The 25,599-nt window shown below is 61.4% G+C and carries 20 protein-coding genes; all 20 read right to left on the bottom strand.

Annotation, left to right across the window (positions count from 1 at the left end):
• Positions 1-27: 27 nt before the first annotated feature.
• Positions 28-2,415 (bottom strand): TonB-dependent siderophore receptor, encoded by a 2,388-nt coding sequence (locus KF814_09625; GenBank protein MBX3236401.1) that lies wholly within the window; start codon positions 2,413-2,415, stop codon positions 28-30.
• Between the two features lie 95 nt (positions 2,416-2,510).
• Positions 2,511-2,858, bottom strand: a complete 348-nt coding sequence (locus tag KF814_09620) for a hypothetical protein (protein ID MBX3236400.1) — start codon at positions 2,856-2,858, stop codon at positions 2,511-2,513.
• A 101-nt stretch (positions 2,859-2,959) separates the two neighbouring features.
• Positions 2,960-4,129 carry an ABC transporter permease gene (locus KF814_09615; protein MBX3236399.1) on the bottom strand — a complete coding sequence of 390 codons (1,170 nt, stop codon included), beginning with the start codon at positions 4,127-4,129 and terminating at the stop codon, positions 2,960-2,962.
• Positions 4,130-4,146: 17 nt separating this feature from the next.
• Positions 4,147-5,313, bottom strand: coding sequence for an ABC transporter permease (locus tag KF814_09610; GenBank protein MBX3236398.1), 1,167 nt, complete (start codon positions 5,311-5,313; stop codon positions 4,147-4,149).
• Positions 5,314-5,412: 99 nt separating this feature from the next.
• Positions 5,413-5,871 (bottom strand): ATP-binding cassette domain-containing protein, encoded by a 459-nt coding sequence (locus KF814_09605; GenBank protein MBX3236397.1) that lies wholly within the window; start codon positions 5,869-5,871, stop codon positions 5,413-5,415.
• Between the two features lie 130 nt (positions 5,872-6,001).
• Positions 6,002-7,270 carry an efflux RND transporter periplasmic adaptor subunit gene (locus KF814_09600; protein MBX3236396.1) on the bottom strand — a complete coding sequence of 423 codons (1,269 nt, stop codon included), beginning with the start codon at positions 7,268-7,270 and terminating at the stop codon, positions 6,002-6,004.
• Positions 7,271-7,343: 73 nt separating this feature from the next.
• Positions 7,344-8,561: a PepSY domain-containing protein gene (locus KF814_09595; protein ID MBX3236395.1), complete on the bottom strand. Its 1,218-nt coding sequence runs from the start codon at positions 8,559-8,561 to the stop codon at positions 7,344-7,346.
• Between the two features lie 191 nt (positions 8,562-8,752).
• Positions 8,753-9,124, bottom strand: a complete 372-nt coding sequence (locus tag KF814_09590; protein ID MBX3236394.1) for a hypothetical protein — start codon at positions 9,122-9,124, stop codon at positions 8,753-8,755.
• Between the two features lie 138 nt (positions 9,125-9,262).
• A complete protein-coding gene (locus KF814_09585; GenBank protein ID MBX3236393.1) occupies positions 9,263-9,445 on the bottom strand; it encodes a hypothetical protein in 183 nt (60 codons plus the stop codon).
• A gap of 572 nt (positions 9,446-10,017) precedes the next feature.
• Positions 10,018-12,234, bottom strand: a complete 2,217-nt coding sequence (locus KF814_09580; protein MBX3236392.1) for a TonB-dependent receptor — start codon at positions 12,232-12,234, stop codon at positions 10,018-10,020.
• Positions 12,235-12,451: 217 nt separating this feature from the next.
• Entirely contained in the window at positions 12,452-12,856 is a 405-nt protein-coding gene (locus KF814_09575) for a hypothetical protein (protein MBX3236391.1), read from the bottom strand.
• A 149-nt stretch (positions 12,857-13,005) separates the two neighbouring features.
• Positions 13,006-15,267, bottom strand: coding sequence for a TonB-dependent receptor (locus KF814_09570; GenBank protein MBX3236390.1), 2,262 nt, complete (start codon positions 15,265-15,267; stop codon positions 13,006-13,008).
• A gap of 17 nt (positions 15,268-15,284) precedes the next feature.
• Positions 15,285-16,694 (bottom strand): amidohydrolase family protein, encoded by a 1,410-nt coding sequence (locus KF814_09565; protein ID MBX3236389.1) that lies wholly within the window; start codon positions 16,692-16,694, stop codon positions 15,285-15,287.
• Positions 16,695-17,181: 487 nt separating this feature from the next.
• Positions 17,182-18,444, bottom strand: coding sequence for an exo-alpha-sialidase (locus KF814_09560; protein MBX3236388.1), 1,263 nt, complete (start codon positions 18,442-18,444; stop codon positions 17,182-17,184).
• Between the two features lie 117 nt (positions 18,445-18,561).
• The gene (locus KF814_09555; protein MBX3236387.1) at positions 18,562-20,517 is read right to left on the bottom strand and encodes a S9 family peptidase; all 1,956 of its coding nucleotides are present in this window, start codon (positions 20,515-20,517) and stop codon (positions 18,562-18,564) included.
• 81 nt (positions 20,518-20,598) lie between these two features.
• Positions 20,599-20,793, bottom strand: coding sequence for a helix-turn-helix domain-containing protein (locus tag KF814_09550; GenBank protein ID MBX3236386.1), 195 nt, complete (start codon positions 20,791-20,793; stop codon positions 20,599-20,601).
• A gap of 165 nt (positions 20,794-20,958) precedes the next feature.
• Complete coding sequence (locus KF814_09545) at positions 20,959-23,310, bottom strand: TonB-dependent receptor plug domain-containing protein (protein ID MBX3236385.1); 2,352 nt, start codon at positions 23,308-23,310, stop codon at positions 20,959-20,961.
• Between the two features lie 105 nt (positions 23,311-23,415).
• A complete protein-coding gene (locus KF814_09540) occupies positions 23,416-23,733 on the bottom strand; it encodes a hypothetical protein (protein ID MBX3236384.1) in 318 nt (105 codons plus the stop codon).
• Positions 23,730-24,302 carry a TlpA family protein disulfide reductase gene (locus KF814_09535; GenBank protein MBX3236383.1) on the bottom strand — a complete coding sequence of 191 codons (573 nt, stop codon included), beginning with the start codon at positions 24,300-24,302 and terminating at the stop codon, positions 23,730-23,732. The genes KF814_09540 and KF814_09535 overlap by 4 nt, the downstream gene beginning before the upstream one ends.
• Entirely contained in the window at positions 24,299-25,597 is a 1,299-nt protein-coding gene (locus KF814_09530) for an exo-alpha-sialidase (GenBank protein ID MBX3236382.1), read from the bottom strand. The genes KF814_09535 and KF814_09530 overlap by 4 nt, the downstream gene beginning before the upstream one ends.
• Between the last annotated feature and the right edge of the window lie 2 nt (positions 25,598-25,599).

Raw genomic sequence — 25,599 nt, 5'->3', positions numbered from 1 at the left:
CCGGCTCCTTTCTGCAGCGGCCTGCATTTAGAACTCCATTCGAATTGTGCCGAACGCCATGAGGGGCTGTGCGGCAAACAGGCCAAACCGCGGCGACCGCTGGTTGTAGAAGATATCGGTCCCGTCGAAGTACTTCGTATTCGTCAGATTGCGCAGGTTGAGTTGAGCCGTCAGGCGCCGGCCACCAACCATGGCGGTGTAACTCGTCATGGCATCCAGCCTGTAATACGCGGGCAGATTGAACGTGTTTTCCCGATCTCCAGACACCGCGCTGGCCGCCGAGACGCCTCCACCGACCCGCCAGCCCAATCCGCCCTCGCCACCGAAGTGATACACAAGAAAGACTCGCCCACTATGCGACGGCACATTGTCCAGCCGATTACCCTGCAGGCCGCTGTCGTCCCGCGTGACCTTGGTATCGAGATACGCGTACGTCACGATTAGATCCAGTTGCGTGGTCACCGCACCAAGAAGATCAACTTCGACACCCTGACTGCGCGCTTGGCCGACCGCCCTAGCGTCGGTGGGATCCGGAGTGGTCAGATCCGGTGTCAGGATGTTCTTCTTGATCAAATGAAACAGGGCCACGGTGGCCGAGAATCCCTGGAACAGCTCGGTCTTGGTGCCCACTTCGAACTGCTCACCACTCTCGGGAGGCAGCGCCTCCCCAGTCGCCGAGCGACCGTTGTTGGCACCGAAGGATTTTGAATAGCTCGCGTATGTACTCAACTGCGCGGTCCATTGATACAGGATCCCGGCGCGCGGACTGAACTGCTCGTCCGTTCTCACGAATCGTCCGTGGCGATCGGTGATGGCCTCCTCGCGAGAGACGTCACTGTTGCCCTGCCCGACTTCGGCATGGTCGTATCGTCCCCCGAGCAAGACATGCAACTTGCCAAAGAGGGTGATCTGATCCTGAACATAGACGCCAGCCTGTTTCACGAGAGACGAGGCAAAACTTCGAAACCCAGCCCCGTTTAAGGCCTCGTCATAGGCCGAGGTCGGAACGCTGCCATACACAGGGTTGAAAATATTGATGGGGAAATTCGAAAGGCCCTCCGCATAGCTATAGTCGTAGGCATCATGCAGGTAGTCCACGCCGACCAGGACCTGATGCTTCGCGCCCAGCGCATCAAACTTCCCCTTGAGATCCAGGTTGGTCGCGTAGGTGGTGCTCATGAGCTTCTGGAACTGCGTGGTGCGGTCCAGCACCCCGGTCGCGTCGTCCAGCGCCGTGGCGAAGACGTTCAGCTTTTTCATGCTGCCTTTACTGAACAGAAAGCGGCTGGTGAGCGACCAATTTTGGTTGAACCGGTGGGTCAGGTCGTAACCGAGGTTGAAATTGCCGGTCCAGTCGCGGGGATCGTTGGCTTCCTGGAACGACCGGTGAAGCGCGAGCGGCGCCGGGCGATTGCCGAGAGCCGGAAAGATCGTATCGCTCTGCGCATCGTTCCTCAAATACTGCAGGTCGATGACCAGATCGGTCCGATCGGTCGGCTTGAAGGCTAGGACCGGCGCGAGAAACACCCGCCGCCCGCCCTGAAAATCTCGAAACGAGCCATAGTCCTGATAGGCGCCCGACAATCGGTAGCCGATCGTGCCGGACTGATTCAACGGTCCGGTCGCATCCCAGACCGTTCGATAGTGATCATAGGAGCCGAATTCCTGCTCCAGCTTGTAATATGGTGTCGCAAGGGGACGTTTGGTGACGAGGTTGATCAACCCGCCCGGCTCCGCTCGCCCGAACAGCACGGAGGCCGGCCCTTTCAGCACCTCCACCCGTTCGAGGTTCGCGGTCTCATGAATCCCTGGGTTGGAGCCAAGGCCGCCCGCCAAGGTCAGACCGTTGCGGAAGACATGGAGACTGTTAAACCCCCGCAACTTGTAGACATACCCTTCGACGTCATTGTTGTTGGAGCGCACTCCGCTCACGTTCTGCAAGGCATCCTGCAGTCGATTCACCCGCTGATCCTGCAGGACCTGCTTCGGAACCACCTGCACGGCCATCGGCGTTTCCATCAGCGGAGTATCAGTCTTCGTCGCCGTAAAGGCTGAATCCACGGCATACGACTCGCGCTGTGCGGTCACGATCACAGGCTCGGCTTCGATCACCGGGATGTCTCCCGCCTCCTGAAGCCCCTCGGATCGAGCGACCTCCACCGGCAAAACCGGCAAGGGCAGAGGCGCCGAGGGAGCGGTTGTCTGCGATGGAATCTGTTCGGCTTGCGGAGCAGGATCAACGCGATCCGCCGGCTCGACGATGCCTGCCTGACTTTGCGGCGCTGGCGCCGGTTGGACATGGGGTCCGATGCAGGCAGAGAGCATGGGAAGAAGGACAATGACGGCAGTCGTCACCGAACGGCCTCGACTGATACCGGTGAACTCACGGGACAGAGACATGACTGAACACAACATCGTGATGCTCCTCGTTGATGCGAATGGGTCTGAGGCCAGCGCGAAGACAGACTTCGCCCGAACAGCCGTCGGCCTCATATGGGCGAACCGGGGTGTTACGCGAGCATCAGCGCGGGAGGAGCACGGAGACTGTGCAGTGTGGCGGTGATCAGCTTCGGCGGTGGAGGTCGAAGCTTGCGGAGGTGGGGCAGGCGCGTGACGAGACACGCCGGCGGATGGGAACAATCATAGACAACGGCTTGAAGCGACGAGGCCTGCGGCGGATCTACCAAAGAAATCGGATGCGGACAGACCTCATTGCAATGCTCTTCTTCGGGCGTCGTGACATAGTGTTCGGCCAGATCGACCGGGCTCCAGAGCGGCGGCAGCCCGACCCACCACCACACCGGGAGGAAGAGCAGCAGCGCAACGCAGGCTTGCCAGGATCGATTGAGGCGAGACATGAGACAGACTCCTGCGCGAGCTTATAACAGACGCTCCGCGGGCTGCCTACGGATGGGTGCTCATGGCTGCTACAGATTGTGTAGCACAGACCTGAGCAACTCTAGACCGTCCGTTGTCCGAGTGCGTGGACAATCTCGATACGTGCCGCCCGTGCGGCGGGCACGAGGCCCCCGATGACTCCCATGCCGGCGGCGAAGAGCAATCCTTCGCCGACCATCGCGGGGGTGAGATGAAATGCAAAGGCCAACTCGGCGCCGGTATCCCAGTTCACGGTCGAAATCGTCATGGAATTGAGCAGGGCGGCGCCAGCCACACCCAGCAGTCCTCCGGCAAGGCCCAGTAGAATCGATTCGAGCAGAAAGGCCTGCAGAATGTGGCTGCGCGTAAATCCCAAGGTGCGAAGTGTGCCGATCTCCGTCGTGCGATGCGCGACGGAGGCGGACATGGTCATCGTCGCCCCGAGCATGGCCCCGACGCTGAACACCACGGTCAGGAATAAGCCGGTCACGCGAATCAGCCTGGCCAGCCCCTCGGCCTTGCCTTCGTAATACTCCGGCTCGCGCTTCACTGACACTTTGAACCGGGGATCTCGCTCCAGCCGCGCTTTGAATGCCGGCAGCACAGTCGGATCGGCCAACCGTATGGTCATGGACGAGAACGCCGTGCGATGGAACGTGGCCATCATCTGCTCCGCATCGCCCCACACCTCGGAGTCGAAGCCGCTGCCCTCCGACTCGAAGATCCCGACTACCGTCCACTCCCGCCGCCCGAACCGCAGCGTTTCGGACAGACGGGCTTCAGGAAACTGCTTGGCCACCTGGGTGCCGACAATCACCTCCGTCGTGCCCGGCTGCCACAGACGTCCTTGGACGATGCGCACCGGGGGGCGCACGGCAAAGGCATCGGGCGAAGATCCACGCAGCGACAGGCTGGCCAGGCTTCCGCCTCCCTGCTTGCGCAAGGTGAGTTGCAAAGCAATTTCCCGCACCGCCGCGGCCTGATGGTTCGCCAGGGTGATGACCTCCGGCTGTGCCGCCAGCACCCCGGTGTGATCGCGTGACAGGCTGCTTTCGATTTCGGAGAGCGCTCCCTTACTCATCACGATCGCGTTGGCAGGATCCCCGGTCCTGCCCATCGTCCGCTCCAAGCCGTGCGCCAGCATCAGAATGGCCACGAACACGAAGACCACGAGCCCAAGCCCCAGCAGCGTGAGCAGGGTCGTGACGCGGCGCGCCCAGAGATTCCGCAGACTGTACACGCTCCACAACACCGGCCGACCTCGCGACGTTATCCCCTGTGACGCAACCCTTCCAACGTCGTCATATGGCTGAGACGTACGGCGGGCCAGAGGGCAGCCAGCAGGCCGACCAGGACCATTACACCCAGACACATCCCGATCGTCTCGGCGGTGATCTCATAGGCGCCTACCGTTTTTCCACCTGCGACCATGACCGCATAGAGCCGCGCCGCCGGGTACAACAATCCCAACCCGGCCAGAGCGCCGCCCAGCGCCACCAGCAGCGACTCCCCCAGGACGAGCGCCACCAAATGGCGCGGCTGGAAGCCCAGGGTCTTCATCACCCCATATTCCCTCGTTCGCTCGCGCACCGCCATCGCCAACGCATTGACCAGAACCAGGGCCGCGATGCCGTTCATCACGCCGGACAACCAATCCAATGCATCGAGCAACGCGCCCGAGCGCGCGACCCAGCCGGCAATATAGGCTTGTTCGCGCTCCGTCCTGGTTTCCGCGAATGAGTTGGCAAAGGTGGCATCGATGGCGGCGACCACGCTGCGGGGATTCACGCCCGGCGCCGTCGTGGCGACGTACCAACCCACTTGGTCGGCTCGATCCGGCGCCGTCGTCCTCAGACGCTCATTGGCAAACTGCCAATGCACATAGAGTTCGCCTTCACCCATGATGCCGGGGCTGCTGCTGCGGTAGATGCCGCGTACGGTCAACTCCCAGTTCCCAGGATGGGTCGTGCCCTTGAGCGGGATCACGTCACCGACCTTCCAGCCGAAGCGGGCGGCGAGTTTCTGTCCGATAAGGCATCCGCCCCGATCCTTCAGCAACGCCAGACGATCCGCTTCGTTCAAGATGACTTCCGGGTACGTCTCGAAGAACGTGCTCATCTGCTCCGCAAACGCCCCGAACGATTCCTTCGCATCCCGGTACTCGACGCCGAACACATTGCCGTAATGCGCCACCTGCACACCGGGGACTACCGCTATCCGCTCTCGATACGACAACGGCAGAAGCAGTGAATCGGACATGGCATGGACGGTGATCAAGCGATTGTTGGCCGCCGCCTTCACGCCGCTGTGCCATTCATCCAGCGTCAGCCGCAACAACCCGAAGGCCAAGACGACCATCGCCAGGCCGCCGATCGTCAGCGCCAGACGCACCGGCCGCCGGATCGTGTTCCGAAGCATCAAGCGGATCAGTGTCATGGCGGCAACTCCAACAGCCCCTTTTCGAGATGCCGGATCATCTGCGCCCGCTCGGACGCGCGGGGATCGTGCGTGACCATCACGATGGTCTTGCCCAATTCACGGTTCAACCTGGCCAGGAGAGTGAGGATGTCGTCGGCCGATTCGCGATCGAGGTTTCCGGTCGGCTCGTCCGCGAGGATCATGGTCGGGTCGCTGACAATGGCGCGCGCCACGCCGACCCGCTGCTCCTGGCCACCGGACACCTGCCGTGATAGTGATCCATACGATCACTCCAGCCCGACCAGCCGTAGCGGTTATCTTTACACGGTCGGCGCGCTCCCGCCGCGTCGATGTCAGGGCCAGCGGCAATTTCCACATTTCCGCCGCCGTCAGCACCGGAATGAGGTTGTAGGTCTGAAACACATACCTGATGTGGCGCGCGCCACCGCGCCATCTCACCTTCGACAAGCCGTCCAGCCTGGTTCCGCCACCACCACCGATCCGCTTCCGTCGGCCGATCGATCCCCGCTTCATTACGTTCAGCAACGTACTCTTGCCGGACCCGGACGGTCCCATGATCGCGAGTAAAGGTGCTGGCCGGAATGCCAGCGGACAAATCCTGCAGGACCGACACCTGAGTGCCGGCACGCTATAACTCTTGGTGACCTTCTGAGACTGACGACCGGATCAAACATGGACGGACTCGTTACGAGACACGACGGATGACCGACACCGTGCTGCCGGAATGCACGGTCTCGGTCGGCGCGACAATGACTTCATCGGTCTGCGACAGGGGTCCATGCACGGGGACCATCCCGGCCGCGGGGGTCCCGACTTGCACCACCGCTTCCGCCACGATACCCGCACGCACAACGAGCACCACCGATCGCCCCTCGCGGGTCACCACGGCGGTGGATGGCACACCCCAGTCCTCCCCCGGCTCTGCCGGCGCCCCGGGAACAGGACCAAACGTGACCTTGGCGCTCAGCTCAGGCCGCACCCGATCATCCAGGTCACGAAATCGGATGCGCGTGAGCACTGTCCCCTTGGCGCGATCGGCGATCGGCATCACCTGCTGCACTTCGCCCTGATATCGGTGCCCCGGCACCGAATCGAGTTGAATCTCCGCCGGCTGACCAGCCCGCACGCGGTGAATCATTGATTCCGACACCTCCGCATCGACCGTCACGGACAAGGGGTCGACCATGTTCACCACGGACCCTCCGGAACGGACGGTGGCGGTGAACGGTGACACGACCTCGCCGATCTCGGCCAATTTCTTCACGATGACCCCGTCGAACGGCGCGTGGATGCTCGTATTGTCAAGTTGGACCGTCGCGTTTTGGCGTTCGGCCTCCGCCGCCGTGACTGCCGCTTCAGCCGATTTCACGGCAGCGGCGGCACGACGCAGACGGGCCGAGGCCATGTCGTACTCCGATTTGGTGACAAACGACTTCTCCAGGAGCGTCCTCACCCGCTCGAAACTCAGCGTCGCCTCTTCGAGCTCCGGCTTTGCGGCACCCAGTTGCGCCCGCGCCACACCCAACCGGGCCAAGGCCTGCCGATAGAGCGCATCCATGTCGTCGTGTTCGATCCGCGCGATCAGTTGGCCCTCCTTCACGCGATCGCCGACGTTGACGCCGAAATAGATCAATCGTCCGGTGCCCTTGGACGCAATCGAGGCCTGCCGCTGCGCGACCACATACCCGGTCGCCGCCAGGCCTGCCCCGCTCCCTGACGGCATGCGAATCACCGGAACCACCTCGACCCGTTGATCCGGTCGCAGCCAGGCGCTGCTCCAGGCCAATCCGGCCGCAACCAACAGAACGGCCAGAGTCAGCCAGATCCACCGGCGCCGACCGGCAGGCGAGGGCTCACCGGGAGCGGGACGACGAATCGCCAACCCGTCCAAATCGGCGTCGTGAATGCCGGATTTGCGAGGCTCAGGACGATCGGGTGATTGATGAGCAGACACGATACCTCCTCCAGGGAACGGCCGCGAGTCGCCCCGCTCCCTGCTAATGCCATTCGAACTGCCGGAGCGCGAGTTATGACATCGGCACAACCGCCCGCCGCTCGCGCCCACGCCGCTTACGCCACCACATGAGGAACCCGGTGGCATAGATGACCGGACAGGCCAGGCCACTGGCGCACACGAGCAGGCGGCCGGGCATCCCGAACGCCTGCCCCGAATGCAGGGGCCATTGCCAATCGATAAACGTTTCTCCGGCGCTCCGCCTCGTATCGGGGGCCCGCACGTCGAGAATCGCACCACTGTATTGATCCACGCTCACGATCCGTTCCGACCAAAACGTGCTCAATCCCGGCACGCCTTCCCGCCCGACCTGATAGACGCCTGTTGCATCTTCCGGCATGGAGATCGACCTCAGTCGGCCCTCCGGATAGCGAGCCGCCGCCAACGCCACCGCCTGCTCCGGGCTGATCGGATGCCCACCGGCAAGCGGGGTGGAATGAGGGGCCTCCGCAGGCCCGCGTGTTGCCGGAGACATGAGCTGTGTCACCCAGACGATGGGATCTGCCCAGTTCATATAGGCACCCGACAGCAAGATCGCCCCGATCGCAAGACAGAGATAGAGCGCGACCGTCTTATGGAGATCAAACAGGAGACGGAAGGGTATGGCCGGCCGCCTGATGACCAGCGCCTGCCGCCACTGGCCGTTCACAGGCCACCAGACGATCACGCCCGTGATCAACGAGAGGATCAGCAGCCACGCCACAATCGCCGCCAGCGTCACGCCGTTCACACCGGCCAAGAGTTGAAAATGCAGCGAAAAGACGGCATCCATGAAATACCGTGGGACCCACTCGCCAGCTCCGTAGCTGCGCACCCCCGTGACCCGGGCCCGATAGGGATCGACAAAGATTCGCTGCCAGGCCGTCGAGGGCTGCTCAACATACACGGCCACGACACGTTCACGAGTCGGCGCGCCATACACCTGGGTGATGCGGCTCCCCGGCGCCGCCGCCCGCTCCGCCGCCGCCAAGATCTCACCCACCGGCCGATACTCATCCTGCCCTGGCGCCGGAACCTCTACCGTCAGGAGTGTTGGATTCAGCCACTCGTCGATCTCCTGAAAGAAGACGAGCACGCTACCCGTCACCCCGAAGACCACCAGCAGAGCTCCGACGAATAGCCCCAAATACAAATGCACCTGCACCCACACAGCGCGCCACGCGCGTCTGCGAGTGCGCCGGGAGGCGTCTGGCATCGAAACCGATGCGGATGTGACGGTCTCACGTACCATGTGACTCATGATCCTGCGCACCACACCTCCGGAGATCGCGCCGCAACCGGCATCATCACCACGGTCTCATACACGTCGTTCGACCGAACGACGATGCTGAGGACGGGCCATGACCCAATCCATGACACGAGCTCCGACTGAATCGGACCCACATGCGAATGAAGCCCACTGCGTACGGATGAATCGTGTGATCAGGAGAGAGGAACGGGGGGACCGCGGCCGTGGGCCACAATCTCAAACAAGGTACGATAGGACAGCAGCAGCAACACCAGCGGAACTAATTCAGAGACCACGATAGGGAGACGTGGAATTTCCGGGAGAATGAACGCCGTTTCGTCCTGCGTCACCGTACAGGCCCAAGTCGTCAGGGGACTCGCTTCGGCTCGGCCGTGGTGACAGGGATCACGATCTCCGCCGGCGTGGAGATGAAAGCTTCTGGAGGTCGGCTTTTCGAAATCAATGAAGCAGGTGTGACAGACAAATCCGGCCACCAAACGGATGGCCACGAGGAGACACGCAACAAAAACAAGCAGCGACGGGGTCCGTCCCGTTCGCCCACGGATGGACGCAAACTGAAAAATGTCGTTCACCGGATGTACTCCGTACAGCTGCAGCCCCCTTACCATACGAAACTCAACCTCCCATGTCTACTAGCTCCTGCTCACCGATGCTACAGTCCCGCCAGACCCGGTAGGCGCTCCTCACTGCACCGGGCACCATGACTCGAACTCCCACCGCAACGAACCGACTACCATCAGCGGCTCCCCCGGCATGTTATAGGCCGGAGAATCGTTGAACTTATGCAACCCATTGACGTCGACCAGCGGCCCCTCGACTTGATCCCTTGGAAAACCCGGCTGGTTGTAGAACGTACTGATCGGCACACTCGCACGATGATCCCCTTTCTTCGGTTCGCGCAGGGCCCCGCCCGTCGAGACAGAGGCTCGATCGAACGACGGCGGCTGCCGATGGACGCAGGAATGCGTTACGCGGGAATCAGCGTGGGAGGGGCACGGAGACCATGTGAAGGGGAAGATCCGAGCGGAGACGGACGATCACGCTGCCATTCATCCAGCACTGCACGATCAACCAGTTGCGGAGCCGGGCAACAGAGGAGCATGACCGGCTGAAGCACCTGATTTGCTTGCGGCTTTTCTATTTGCGGGGCGGCATAGTATCCATAATCCGAAACATGTTCCCCTTCGATCGCATAGTGCGCTGCAAACTCCTCGGCGCCTAAGAACGGAAGAAAGCCGACGAAGTAGGCATAGATGGCACAGAGCAGCAGCCATGCCGTCCACTGTGTCGAATCGATTCATTAGGGGTGCCGACTACACGCACGAGCAAGCGGAGCGTCTACTGATCGCTGCTCACTGCTGCTACAGAGGGGAAGAATGGCACGAACCGGCTCGGCATGGAATCATGCCGAGCCGGTGTGCACTCCAGCCTGGTGGGCTCAGTAGTAGATCGAATAGCCGATCGAGGCCGTGGTTCCGCGCCCTGCGAAATAGAAACTGTTGGTGAAGGAAATCTGGTTGAACGGCGTCGCGTACTGCTTGTTCAGCAGATTCTCGATGCCGAACCGGAGTGTCCCAGGACCGGCCTTCACGGTACTGACCAGATCGACCAGAAAGTACTCCGTCTGGCCGAAGGGATCCGCGGTGGGATCGATCCCGCTGTTGAATGCCGTCAGCGAGCGGGTGCGGCTCCCCGAATAGAGCACCTGGATCCGATTGCGCCACTGCCATTCAGGCACCGTCAGGTGTTCAAGGTATGCGGTGATCTTCTGCGGCGCGATCGCAAAGCCGTTCAACGGCACCCGGACATCCGGGTTGAAGGCGATGGTCTGATCGCCTTCCACGAACGTATAGGTTCCGCCCAAACGCACCCGCTCGATCGGCTGCACATCGAGCGTGGCCTCGACGCCGTAGATCGTTTGCGGAGCCCGCCGCAGGGAATTGGTGAATTGATCGAAATTCAACCCCAGCGATGACTTGGAAATGTACCCGGAGAGCGACGCCTGAACCTTGCTCCATTTGCCCCGCACACCGAGTTCGTAATTATTGACTCGTTGCGGCTGCAGGCGCGAGAGCGAGATGGCGGTACCGGACGGCACATTGCCCAACGCGTTGTCGATCGACCCCACCGGCACACTGAAGCCTTGGCTGAAGTTGAAAAATACATCCAGCGGGTCCAACAGGTGGTACACGAATCCGGCATTGAACACGGTCGTGTCGAAGTCGATCGAACTGGCCGGGAGGAAGGACCCGTTCCCGGTGAAATCGCTGCTGGACACCTTCACCCGCTCATGCCGCACGCCGCCGCGCAGGATCAGCGCGGCGAGCGGAGTCCACTCCCCTTGCGCGAACACTGCGGTGCTGTTGAAGACACGCGAGGGAGACGAGGCCACCTCGCCGTTCTTGCTGTAGACACGCCCTCCGGACCCATCATACACGGCCTGGTCGAAGAGACTCTGCGACTGGGCCCCGTGCTGGCTGGAGAAGTCCATGCCCCACACGATTTCCGGCTTCCCATAGATCGGAATGGGCGTGGTGATGTCGAGCCTGGTTCCCAACACGTCGCTTTGGTTATAGCCTTGCAAAATATCCGTGCCGCCGAACAGCCGGCTGTCCAAAGTGGGAAACCGCGTCTGCTGTGTACGGTAGTACCCTTGCAAGTGCACGCGGCTGTTGAGAAACAGGTGGGGGTGGGTGTAATCGACGCTGATCTGCGTGTTCGCCAGCTTGGGTTGGTCTGCCAGCGACAAACCAGGCACATATCTCGCGAAGGTCCGCGGCAACGCGTCCACATTGGGATCTACCAGGTAATTGGTATCCTGCCGCGACTCCTTGCGATTGAAGGTCAACTGCAACCGGTGGTCGCCGAACGTCGCCCCGAATTTGCTCATAATGTTGTAGCTCTTGGTGTCGGCAAAGCCGCCGACCGTATTGGTGCCGGGCATGGTGCGCGAGCCGTTCGCGTCGAACATCCCACCCTGTTGGCTGAAGCTGCCGACAATGTTGTAGTCGAACCAGTCTTTCTTGCCTTGAAAGCCCTGCACCACGGTCCCGCTGAGCCCACGCAACACCCTGGTCAACGACCCGCTCCCTTGCACCTCCGTGTAATAGCTTGGCTTGCCCTCACCCGGCTGCTTGGTAATGATATTGATGAGACCGCCCGTGGCGCCGTTACCGTAAATCGCGGTCGCCCCGCGGATGATTTCGATGCGTTCGATGGCGCTGGGATCGATATGGGCCAGATCCAGTTCCGTGGTCGGACTGCTTTGCTGCGGGACTCCGTCGATCATGATCGCGATCGACCGGCCCCTAATCTTCAATGATGTGCCGGAATCCATCGACTGATCGTTCTGCGACATGCCCGGCACGAGTTTCGTCAGAATCTGTGTCAAACTTCGGCTCGGTGACGCAGCAATCTGCTGCTGCAATTGTTCCTCCGTCACGATCGTGACGGCCTGATTCACGTTACCGACCGAGGTCGGCGTGCGGGTGGCGGAAATCATCACCTCCGCCGACTCGACCATAGGAATCTCCTCCGCCGCTCCGGCTCCAGCCGACTCGTCGGCCCAGGCCCGTCCCCCCGGTAACAACATCATCGCCACGATCACGCCGATGACCGGACGTGCGCTCTGCATATGTGCGGTACTGCTCTTCATCACGACAACACTCCTTGTTGCGTCCCATGACACCCATTCCCCGAATCGACCGGCTTGGCACCGAGCAAGGCTCAGCTCCAATTCACAGGTATCCGGATGACGGAGCCCTCAGGCAGGCGCGTCCTCGCGCACCCAACCGAGCCGGCTGATTCGGACACACGATCTCGCCCAACGCGGTCTTCAGGGCTGGGAGATCGTTTCCATCTGTTGCAGGGGCTTATCGAACGAACGAGTACGGGGGCGGAGCACGACCGTTGGCCGCGATCGAAGCGAAGCTCCGATACGAGACCAGGGGCAGGAAGAAGGGAACGAGAGTCGAAACGAGGATCGGGAGCCGTGAGATCTCCGGAAGGAGAAAGGCCGAGTCATCCTGATTGACCGAGCAGGCCCACTCGACCCACGGCGTCGCCGGCGCCTGCCCGTGGTGGCAAGGATCCCGGTCGCCGCCGGCGTGGAGATGGAACGTGCGAGTGGGAGGCTTCTCGAGTTCGGTGAAACATGTGGCACAAACAAGAGCAGCGGTCAGGCGGATGCCGACGAGCAGGCACGTCACCATCAACGTCAACAGCGGCACCCGACGGACGTCGCGGCACGCATGGATGGAACGGAGCATCGAAGTCACAGGCCACACCGTCAGCAAGCAAGATCGGCATGCTACTCAACGGTTCAAAGGGGCGTCTACCGAGCCCTGCTCACCGCTGCTACAAGAAAACGATCTCGGAAGCCCCTGCGTCCGTCGGCAGAACGACGGGCGCAGGGATCCTCCGCAGATCAGAATTTGTACTCGACACCCCCGAAGGCGCTGATGCCGAACCCGGGGTTCGCGAAGCGATTGAATTGATCGTTCACCACGACCGCTCCGGCATAGGTCTTGTTGGTCAGGTTGCGGCCCTCGGCGAACAGCGTCCAGTGCTCGTCGATACTCCAGCCCGAACGCAGATGAACGAGGGCATAGGATGGATTCTTGATCGTATTGCTGTAATCCGTGTAGAAGCCGGACAACGACCATTCGACGTTCGGCGCAATCCACCACCCGGCCGGGTGGTCGTATCGCATTTCCACATTCAGGCTATGCTCCGGCGCGCCGGCGACGGTGTTGCCGTCTTTGGCGATCAATACGTTGGGGCCGCCGATTCCTCCGCCCCGCACGTCGTCCGTGAACTTGAACCGTGACCATGTGTAGGCCACGCGGGTCTGCAGGCTGTCGTCCTTGCCGGCACCCCCCTGCGCAAACAAACCCTTCTTCAGCACCGTGGCACCGCCGGCTTCGACGCCGGTATGCCTGGTCCCGTTGGCATTCTGGAACGTCCCTTGGTTGTTGATGTTGGAGGCCAGGATCTCCTTCTGCATTTCCAGGTTATAGACGGTCACGTCCCAGCTGTATCGCTTGTCCGCCGTGGTTCCGCGGTGACCGAGCTCCAACTGCCAAGCCCGTTGCGCGTCGAGATTGAGGAAACCCGTATTGGCCGAACCGTTGGCATTGACGGAGGACAAGAGCTCCACATTGAGCGGTGCCTCATAGGCCCGGCTGGCGTTGAAATACAACTGCGAGGTCGGCGTCGTGCGATAGACAAAACCGACCTTCGGACTGATGGCGCCGAAATGCTGCAGCGGTTTCTGCGTACCGGTCTGCACCGAGGGGGTGTTGGGGTTGAACGGGTTCCCGGCCGGTCCGAAGTTATCGACCGTGGCCTGGCGTCCCGTGTAATCCCACCGGCCTCCGATCACGATCGTGAAGTCCTTGGTGGCGTCGAAGGCATCTTCCGCATAGGCGCCGAAGTAGGTGGTCTTCGCGTTGTAGCTTTGCGTCAGCGCCCCGATGTTGCCGTTGATGTTCACGAAGCGCTGCTGCCGTTGATTGCCGTACCGCGGCTGGAACCCGGCGACGAAGGAGTTGTTCTTTCCGAACAGCGCGTTCGAGTTGACGTAGCGGAACTCGCCGCCGACGTTGTTGTTTTCCTGCCGGATCGTCTGGAAGATCGGATGGTCGACAAACTGATTGGAGAAGTAGGGAATGATTTCAAAGAACTGATTGGGCGCAAATTCGTTGTGGTAGGCGATACCGATCCGCTGCAGGGTGTAGTACCGGCCCCAATTGCACGCCTGATTGCTCGTGACACAGGCAAAGAACGGCGGCGTCCCCGGAGGACTCTGCCCGCCGGTTTGCTGCCGATTGGAAAACAGCTGTTCGTTGGTAAGCGACCCGGGAATCCGCTCGGCGACGTTGGCTTGGAGGAAGTACGCCCGAATCTCTTGGTGGTTGCCCAACTGCAATCCGATGTTGGCGTTGATGCGCTCGCGCGCCTGCTGGCTGTTGTCCTGAAACCCGTCCTGACGGTTGCCCGACACGCTGATGTAATAATCCATCGTGGCGTTCATGCTGCCGACCTTGAACGGTTGCGTGACCTTGCCGCTCGAGACCTGACCGCTGATCATGCCGAAACTGCCGCCGATCATTCGCATCTGCAACATCGAGGCGCTGTAGCCCGTGCGCGGCACGAAGTTGATGGCGCCGCCGATACTGTTCGCGCCGTATCGGAGCGCGTTCGCCCCTTTGTAGACCTCGATCCGCTCGTAGGCCAGCAGATCGATCGACTCGAAATCAGAGAAGCCGTCCGCGTCGCCGAAGAAAATGCCGTTGATGAGGATATTGATCCCGCGATGGTGAAAGTTATTCCGCAGCGACGTACCGCGAATCTGGAACTGGCCTTCGTCGGCGCCGAACCGTGATTGGAAACGGACGCCCGGCGCAAACTGGAGCACGTCCTGCAAATTGAGCGCCCGCGACTCGGTGATCTCCTTCTCTTGGATCAGGATGTTGCTGCCGGGCCTGCGCGCAAACTCCTGCTTCACATCCTCGATGTTTTCGATTCGCTGCCCCTCGACCTTGACGGTTTCCATTTCGACCACCGGAACCTCTCCCCCCGGCGGCGCGTCCTGAGCCAAGGCCCCTGCCGGGCCGGCTCCCCAAACCAAGCCTGCAAGCAGGCCACAGTGAACCACATGAATGAAATGTCTACGGTGACGATGCATGGACGACTCCTTTCACATCAATGCGTAACGTGTCCTGGATTCGGAACGGCCAGCGGCCGTCCCTGTTTGAAGCGACTGCGAATGGCGCGAACTTCCGAGAATTCCGCGATGGGATCGCCGGCGAGCACGAGAAAGCTGGCCTCGTAGCCTTCTTCCAGACGCCCGATCTGTCTTCCCGGATAGAGTGCGCGCGGCGTGTCCCGGCACCAAAGGGTCAGAAGCGTTCGGTTATCGAACAGTCCCAGCTGTTGCAGATTAAAAACCTCGGAGAGGGATGTGTCGGCATGGTCGCTGCCGACAGCCAGATGCACGTGATGCCGGTGGAGCAAACGAAGGTTGTCCCGCTGGAGCGCCCGCACCGTGGCGGAATCGATCGGCGAAGCATGGTGCCCGTGCGGGTCAGGTGAGGGTCGATGGTGCGGCTCGTGGGACGAGCCTGTTCCGTGCCCCGGCATGAGTGCTGCCGCCACGGTGGTCGTCACCACGGTGACACCGACCGACGCCGCCAGCTCTGCGTCTTGCTCGGTCAATTGCGCCGCGGCGACATCGCCAGGCTCCGCCACCCACCAACCCGGCACATGGGTGAGTTCGTCCGCCCCGGCCCGAATCGCAGCGCGAAAATCGGCCGCCGTCTCGACATGCACGCTGACCCGCAGTCCCTGTGTGTGTGCCTTGGCGACGATCTGCGGCAACAGGTCCGGATTCAGTCCCACATGGCGCGCGGGACTCGAGTGCGCCGGTCCTGCGGCGAAGTTCTCGCTATGGGCGAGGTAGGCCTTGATGAAATCCGGTCGGTCCGCTTGGATCGCAGGCCAGACCGCTTCCACATCGCCGGGCTGATCGATGAAAAAGTATGCGCGACGGTTGAACCAGTCTTTCGGCAGGGTTCCAACAATCGCCGCATAGCGGGTGCCGGCCAACACCTCTTCGTACAAGGGTGCCGGGTGTCCGCCGGTTGCCGTCAGTCCACCGTTGGAGAACAGCACGTCGATGCTGTCCGGGCGGTTCACCCTCGAACGAATCTGCTTGGTGAACTCCGCGATGTTGCCGGGAATCTTCACGTAAAAGACGCCGTCGGCCAGGTATCGCGAGACAACCTGCTCCAGATTCCACGGACCTTCCACGTTGTGGTTGTGCGCCTCGGCAAATGGCGGCACGACGTAACCGCCCTGCAGATCGACGATCTCGATGGGAATGTCCGGCTTGCTGCGTGTCAGCTTCCCTTGCGCTGCATACCAAGTCCCTTCGCGAAAGCCCTCCCCGTCGAACCATCGACCATTCGTGAAGGCGTAGCCGGTCGTTTCCTGCCTCCCATGAGACCCAACCCCCGGACCGGTGCAAGAAGAGAGGAGCACAGTCCACAGCAGGCAGCAGGTGAGCAGGCAGAGCGTGCGGGATACAGGAACCAATTGCGTATGGGCAGTCATGAGAAACGTTCCTTCGCGTTGGGCCGGACCGGGCCACAGGCCGTCGCAGCGGAGCCAGACAGGCCCACCTCGGCCTCAACCAATAGACTCGACTGATTGGATGGTTATGTGAGCGCAGGAATGGATGGCGGACCACGGACGGCGGCACAGAGAGACAGACTGGGCTGCCAGGATTGCGCTGCTCGAGGAAGAGCACACGCACCGGCCATTAACATAGGAGCAGTGACGGGCGCCGCAACCAACCACACCCCGACTCCGGCCTGGCAGCCCCATTCACAGAACAGGTGATGATCGGCTGATTTGGAAGACGAATGGTGCGCAGAGGCTGGGTGCGTCGTGCCTGGACCGGCCGCCTCGGAACACACTCCTGCCATCACACCAGCGGCAAGGTAGACGGCGATCCCAAGCAGGACCAACGCTGCTCGCCACCTGATGAAAGAGAAGGCCCTGTCCCTTCCCCGAACCATCCGGGCATGATGCTGCCGGCTCACGGTGTCCTCTCCGGTTGCGGAGGATCGATTCGGCCTTCTTGCACGACGATCTTGTTCGTGGGAAAGACGTGCTCGGTCCAGGCCAAGGCGAATGTTCCCGATGGATGAATAGCAACGGTTGGGTGTTCCGCCTTCGTGCCGGCGCTCAAGGGCAGCACCGCCCCGAACGTTTTGCCTCGATCGAGCGAGAGCCGTAACACCACGCGTTTGCGCACGCCGGTGACTTCTTCCCACACCGCCGCGACCATGCCCTCAGGATGGACCGCCATACGCAGGTTGTCCGGCAAGGAATTGGTCGAGGTATGCAGCAGGATAGGCTCCGTGAAGCTCTTCGCCTGGTCATCGGACACCGCCAAATAGATCCTGGCCTGCTCGTCGGTGCCCTCCGTATACCAGGCGACGTAGAGTCTTCCCCGTCGATCGAATCCCAGGGAAGGACCTCGGTGGGGGCAGGCGGAAAAGACCCAATGGTCTTCATGCACGAGCCGCGGTGAACCGAACGTCCGGCCCCGATCGGTGGATTGGGCGACCACAATATCGCGGACATGACCGTCGAAGGTTTTTCGCCAGGCAGCCCAGAGACTGCCGTCCGGCGCCGCTGCCAGCATCGGCCGGCAACAGGGACAGGCCATGCCATCGACCGTGAGGTTGGGAGAAAATGTCGCACCGCCATCTCGGGAACAGGCGAACTGGACCGCGGCACCGCTGCGATCCTTGCCGCGCCCGTCCAACCACATGACGTAGAGGTCCTGTTCGGGACCGCGCAGGATGTCGTCGAATGTATGGGCAATGGGCAAGCCGTCGTCGTTGACCAGGACCGGCGGTGAGAAACTCCTTCCTCCGTCCCTCGACGAGGCGACTCGGAGATCCGAGGCAAACATGGCACCCGCAGCCCGATTCGCCGTAGACCAGCTCACGAAGACCTGGTCCTCTCCTCCCACCGTCACCGCAGGCGCCTGGTGAAGAGCGTCCGGTCCCAGGCCGACGGAACTCACTTGAACCGGATCGTCGGGACGCCGCGATGCGCCGGCCAGCCGCAGGGATTTCACCAGCCCTTGACTGTCCGGCTTTTCTTGCCAGACGACGTGCAACGTTCCTGCCGCGTCATACTGAAGGGACGGAGGCGAGAAGGCGATTGGCCCAGCAGCCACGACCTGGGCCGGAGCCAGCGTGACGTCTGGAATCGAAGGGGACTCCGCTTGAGCGGGACCGGGACTCAACCAGAGTAGGAACAGCAAGCACAGCCAGGCGGCAAACATGACCTCTCCCGAAAGACCGAAACACACGGCAGGGGTCGCATGCTACGCGGCGTGATTCCTGACTGTCTACCGACGCGTGCTCACTGTTGCTACAAGCGTATGGGCGGGACTCTACGTTCAGTCGAGATACTGGTGAAGGAAGCGGTCGAGTTCTTGAAACACCTGCAGACGGTCTTCGTCCGCGTTGAGTTGATAGTCGGCTTGGGGTAGTTCGACATACCGAATGGTTCCGATCCCGGCCGCCTTGAGTGCGGCGGCCAGCTCTCGCGAATGGGCGACCGGAATCAGCCGATCGGCAGCCCCATGCAACAATAGGAGAGGCGCTTTGAGTTCCTTGGCATGGGTAGTCGGTGATGTCTCCTGCAGGCGTTCGGGATCGCCCCACCAAGAACCGATCCGAGCCTCGGACACATCCTTGCGGTTCAAATACCAACGGCTGTCGGAAACCAATTGCGGTAAATCCGTGATGCCGCCCAAACTGACGGCGCAACGGTACAACTCCGGCGTGCGCACGACTCCCATCAAAGCCGCATACCCGCCATAGTTGGCCCCGACGATGCAGACCCTGTTCGGATCCGCGAATCCTTCCTGAACCGCCCAGCGCACGCTATCGGTCAGGTCGTTCTGCATCTCGAGCCCCCAGCGCTGAAATCCCCCCCGCAGAAAATCATCGCCGAACGCACCGACGCCGCGAAAACTGACTTGCAGGACCATCCACCCCTGACTGACGAACCACTGGGTCCAGGGATCGAACCCGGTCGAGTCACGCGAGGACAGATTGCCGTGGGGATAAACGACCATAGGCATGCGCCGCCCATCAAGCCCTCTTGGCTTCACCAACTGCACCGGCACCTCTTTCCCGTCCCGAGCCAACACCCTGACCGGTTCCGGCACGACGGGACGCAGCGCGGCGAAGCCTTCATAGGCATCGCCCAATTTGGCCACGTGGCTGTCCCGTTCATCGAATAGGTACCATTCGGGGGGATGCGCGACACCTCCGGATTTCACGATGTGCAGATGACCGTCCCCGTTGGTGCTGTGGACGATATTGGTCCGGCCCGGCAACGCCCGATCGACTCGGGCTTGCAGACGTTGCGCGTCGAAATCCCAGAACAGCACACGTTGGTCCTCCGCGCCATAGCGGACCCCCACGACCTTGCGTCGCCAGCGAGAATAGACGAGATCCCCCAGCAAATCGCACTTGGGATCGGTCGCGACGAGGATCCGGTCCGCACCGGGATCGGCCGTATCGATCTTGAAGATCGACGTCCGTCCACGATGCATGTCCCGCACATACAGCCAGCGTGGGTCTTCGTCGAACCCCAACGGATAGGGTCCTGTTTCCTTCGTCAGGTCGTATTCGGCAAACTCACGCCAGGAATCGCTCCCCGGAGCTTTCGCGATCACTCGAACAGTGGTCCGATCCTGCCCGACGCCTGCCCGCACCTTCCCTTCGCGGTCAACGACCCAATTCGACACATTGCGGACACCGGTGTGCAGTCCCGGATTGGTTTCGACGATCGTCCGCTCACCGCTATATACATCCACCTTGTACACGTCGGGAGACAGCGGCCGCTCGAAATCCAGTTGCATGAGGACATGCCGGGAATCGTCGGGCAGATCCCCGATGATCCGATCCTGGAACTGGGGAACGTGTTTAGGAGCGAACAGGAACGAAGAACTTTTGAGCAAATCGGACTTCTGTTGGCTCCCGTCGCGATTGACGGCCAACAATCGCGTGTCTTGCTGCTCGGCCTTGCCGCTGACGGCGGCAACCTGGAGACTCACCACCATCCGCTCGTCATTGACCCAGGTGAACCAGTTGATGACGTGTTCCCCATTGTCGGTGGTCACCACCACGCGGGAGTCTTGCCCAGCGACGGTCTGCGTGACGAGCATCGACTTGCCGTCCTGGTTGCGAAGCAGGGCCAGCTGTTGTCCTGACGGCGAGAGCTGAACGGAGACGATGCGTGGGAGGGAGGCGAAGGCTTCTAGACTGGTCGTATCGGCCGCCGTTGCGGCCTGGGCCGGGATCGCACAGAGCAGGAACAAAATAACGAGCCAGCGGAACATACCACTTCACCCGCCCGTGCGCCGACGGGCGACGCACGAGTGCTACGAAGCCTCCGGTTGATGACGGGCCCTGTCCGGTTATCACACAGTGAGTCGGCAGTCGTCTACCCTATTTTGCTGGACCAGTTTCTCGATCGAAGTCCGGAACACCCGCAGGCTTCCGCGCCCGATCTTGGTCCCCTCGAGTCGCCCCTGCTCCACCCATCGGTAGATGGTCCAGCGGCTCACGGCTAATGCATCCGCGGCTTCCTCGACGCGCAACAGCTGTTTCATCATGGCTCCCTCCCCTCAACGTGATTGTGAGCGCCGTCCAGGCAAAGGAAGTTCAAAATGGCTGACCGGCGAGTCCTCAGCGAACGCAGAGGCGAATCGTACGCGATGTCGCACGTTGCACCTCTGCGTGATGTAAGGACGAGGCTGGCAGCCATTTTCAACATCCTGTTAGAACAGGCCCAGCGTGATGCCTCCATAGATCGCTCTGCCGTAGCCGGCAAAGAAGATCTGGTTCAACGCGGCGGCGCCGGCGGTCTCTCCGCCGATCACCTGGCCGGACGCGGCGTACTTCTTATCGGCGATGTTGTCCACTTCGACATAGAGCTTCGCGAATCGGAACCACGAATTCTTGACTTCGAATGTCTTGTGCACGTTGACGTTCGCGATGAAATACGACGGGATCCCGAATGTATTGCTGTTGTTGAGGAAGTAACTGTTGTAGTAATTACCCTCGACCCAAGCGCCCCAACCGCTCTGCCAGTGATCGTATTCCGCTTTGGTGAAGAACACGTCGGTGGGCACATTGGGGACCTTGTTGCCGTCCCGAGCCAGAAACCCCGTCGCCAAGCGGTCGGAGAAGTTGATGTACTTGGCATCGATGTGGGTGTAGGCGCCCGACAAGCGTAAGCCGGTCACCGGACGGTAGTCGTAGAACATTTCGATCCCGCGGTACTGAGATGAGTCCGCATTGACCGAAGCCGTATTGGCGCCCGAAATCGTCTGCGTGATGATTTCGTTCTTGAAGAAGGTCCAGAACCCGACCAACTGGATCAACAGGTCCTTGGTGAGCTTCGACTCGGTGCCGATTTCCGTGTTGAGGTTCTTCTGCGGCTTCAGGTCGAAATTGGATCCCGGGAGGCCTGTGATCGGATCCCGCAGCAAATTACCGAAGCCCGGAATACCATAGCCCGTGGAACCACGCACCCAGTGGCGATAGCCTTCGGCCGGCTTCCAGGTCAGGGACATTTCCGGCGCCCAGTTGTAAAACGTCCGATCCGCACTGCTCGGCGAGGGTGTCGCGCCGGTGTAGTTGATTTGCTGGACGCTCACCATCGACTGTTCAAAGCCCAAGCCTGCCGCCAGAGTCCACTTCGGCACGAATTCCAACTCCTCGCGGATGCGACCGCCGATGTTGCGGATGGTGCCCCGGTTGTTTTGCAACAACGATCCGCGCGTCCCGAAGCCCGTCGCCAGATTCTGGAACGTCTGGCCTTCTTGCTCCATTTGATTGGCGAAGAAGCCGACGTAACTGCGGAGCGGCATGTCGCCGAGCCTGCCGTCATGCCGCAGATCCGTATAGTGGTGATAGTTGGGATTGACGTTGTCGGTGATTTGCGAGAAGTACTGATTGATGTCCTTGACGTCGTAGTCCGCCTCCACCGTCAGCACCGTATTCGCATTGATCTGCCGCTCGTACATACCGCCGATGATGGTGCGGCGGTCGACGCGCTGCTGGTGCAGCAAGGTCGCATTGGCGCAGCCGGCGTTGTAGACGCCCGGCGTACAGGTCGTTTGAGCGCCGCCCGCCTGGCGCTCGTCGGCATGGAACTGCGCCTGGGTCAACCGGGTCGGAACACGGGAATCCAGCCAGTTGGTAATGGCCTTGAAGTAGAAATTCTGCTTGTCGTCGATCTTGAACCGCAGATTGAAATTGAGCGTCTGGGTTTTATAGTCGCTGTTGCGAATGAACCCGTCTTCTCCGACGTTGCTGGCAAAGAGGGAGATATCGAGGTTCTCGTATTGCTCACCGACGGCGAAGGCCTCCTTGTGATAGCCGAAGGAACCGCCCGACACGAACGTCTCAAAGCCGTTGATGTCGCTGCCCCGGCGCGTCCTGAAATGCACCATGCCGCCCAAGGCATAGTTGTCGTAGAGGGAGGATGACGCGCCGCGCGTCACTTCCACGCTCCGCATGAACCACGGATCATGAATATCCAGGCGAGACAAACCATCCGACTGAGTCTGGATGAACCCGTCTTCGTATATTTTGATATCCCGCACCGCGAACGTCGTTTTGGCACCCTGGCCGCGGATCATCATGCTGAAATCGCGCGGTCCGTTCGCTTGCCGCATGACTACGCCCGGCAATGACTCCATCGACTCCTTCATGGTTCTGGTCGGCTGGGAATCGGTTTCCGACGGGAGCGTCGAGGAAAGGGAAAGACCTTCAGGACGTCGCTGCACCCGTTTACTGACGATGCTGATATCGGCCAACTCATACTCCAGCGCCTCGCCCCCCTTCCCGTCTTCCTGCACCTGCGCCGTCGTCTCCCTCTCCTTCACGACGGGAGCGGCTGGAATCTCAGCGGCCGGAGTAGCCGGCTTGGCCTTCTGCAGTTCCTCCAGTTCGTTTAGGATGGTTTGCATCTGGTCGCGTAGCTGCTTTTCCCGCTGAACGGAGTCTACGGCTCCGGCACCGGACTCTTGCGCCCACGAACCGTTTGCACACCATGAGATCGACATTACCGAGGCAATAGAGACGAATAATCCGACTGTTCTCCAATCACCAATGGCCCACATCACGCGCTCCTTCTGACAATGACTTGCCGCGACGAAATCAGACAAACCCCTTGCGCCCTCGTCTCGGGCACAAGCGGACCTCACACATATGTAGGGATGAATGGCTTAGAAACGGACGGGAGGCGCCCGTGAGGCACGAAGAGACTGAATGGGCCCGGCTTCGCCCGGCAACTCCGGTCGCAGCACGGCCCTTGCGACCGCGATGGGTTCCGAGACAGGGGTCTGAACAGCCCCGCCGGAAGTCGGATTCGCCTGACAGGCCCAGGCGCAAAAAGACGAATGGGAAAGATTGCTACCATGCTGCGAATGGTGCTGCGGCACCGCGGCCTCGGCATGGTCCGTCACGCAGGCCGTGGCCAGGAGGGCCAGGGCGAGATAGGCGACCGCCAGGATGACGGCGAGAATCGGCGCGTGACGTCTCACTCGCGTACCTCCGCCAATTGCTGTATCAGCTTCAACGACGCCGGCGCATCCCATTCGCGGGGACCGACCGCTCGCCCGACCAGGGAACCCCGGCGATCGATGATGACGGTCGTAGGCAAAGCCCGCACCATGTAGGCGCGCGAGACATCTTGATCCTCATCGAACAACACCGGAAGTCGCACGTCCATGGCGGCCAAAAATTGCTTGATGCCTTCGCGCTGCAGATCGGTCGTTACGGTCAACAGCATCGCTCGCGACGGGTCGAGTTGTTGCCGTAGCCGCTCCAACGCCGGCATTTCATCCTTACAGGGGCCGCACCAAGTCGCCCAAAAATTCAAGATGACGACCTTGCCGGCCAGCTCGTGCCATTGAACCGTGCGACCATCGAGCGCTCGCAGCTCGAACGGCGCCGCAGCCGTTCCGGCCGGCGCACGGCCGATCTTCATCGCCGCCAAGGGGTCGTCGGCACCGAACGCAACGGTGGCTAGGCTCAATACCCAACCCATCATCCAGCCGGCCACGCTTCCAAGACCGATTGCGGGACGCCCCTGAAACGGCATGTCGTTCACGGCTTGACGCCCTCTTCCGACGCCACCTTGACCTCCGGCAACCGTAACGTCTGCACGACCATCTTATGACCGGGCATGCCGTGCTCGATCCAAGCCATCGCGAATTCCCCGCGCCCGTTCACCGCCACGACCGGCGTCTGACTCTTCCGTTCGTTCACCTTGAACGGCGCCGTGAAGGATTGGCCGCGGTCGGTGGAGACGCTCACGACCACGTCGCGTTTGACCGGCGCCTGTTCTTCCCAGATGACCACCACTCTGCCGGCCGGATCCACCGCCAATTGCGGATGATCGGGGAATGTGTTCCTGGCCGTATTGAGCTTGCGCTTCTCCGAGAAGGTTTTCCCCCGATCGTCTGAATAGGCCAAGTAGACGGATGGGATTTCGTCTGTGCCTTCGGTGTACCAGACGACGTACAGACGACCCTCTCGGTCCACTCCCATGGAGGCCGGACGATGCGGGCAGGCCGGGAACACCCATTGATCATGCCCGACGATGACGGGCGCCTCGAACGTCTCGCCGCCGTCAAGGCTGCGGGCCACGACCGTCTCGCGAACGTTGCCCTCAAAAATCTTTCGCCATGCGACGTACAGCGTGCCGTCCGGGCCGGTGGCGAGCGCGGTCCGGCAGCAGACGCAGGTTCCTTCATCCACCTTGAGGTTCTTGGTCACGGTGGCGCCTCGATCCAACGACCTGGCTGCATACGTTCCCGGTTCCTTCTTTCCGTCCCGACCGTCGATCCACGCCATGTACAGACGGCCGTCGGGCCCGCGATGCAGCGAATCGAATGTGTGTTGAATCACGCCGGAATCATCGTTGACGAGCACGGAAGGTTCGAACGTGCGGCCTCCGTCGGTCGACCGGCTGAGACGCAATTCGGTCGCGAGCGGCTGCTGTGGTCCCGCCTTCGGATGCATCAACCCCCAGGTGACGAACACCTCATCACCGGACACGACCATGGCCGGCGCCTCTTGACGCCAATATGGCGTTTCATCCGGCCGGTTGATCCGCACCGGTGAACCGACCGTGCCCCCGGGCTCGTTGCCCCGGGCATACATCAGGGTCCGCACATCCTTGTCGTCTTCCATCCAAGCAAGCGACACGACGCCGCGCTCGTCGATCTGGACGGACGGGCCGGCCACGACCTTGACCTTATGCTCGGTCACCTGTTTCGGCGCCAACTGCATGCCGGCCGGCGGATCGGCAGCCGCAAGCGTCGCCTCGGCCGCGCCGAGCATGGCCGTGACTGCAATGGAGCCCCACCCGATCGAACGGAGCCGAGTCCCGTACGTCATCATCT

The organism is Nitrospiraceae bacterium, from assembly GCA_019637075.1.
In the GTDB taxonomy this organism is placed as follows: Bacteria; Nitrospirota; Nitrospiria; order Nitrospirales; family Nitrospiraceae; genus JAHBWI01.
The sequence above is the reverse complement of the archived record's forward strand: the minus strand, read 5'-3'. Positions and strand labels throughout refer to the sequence as shown.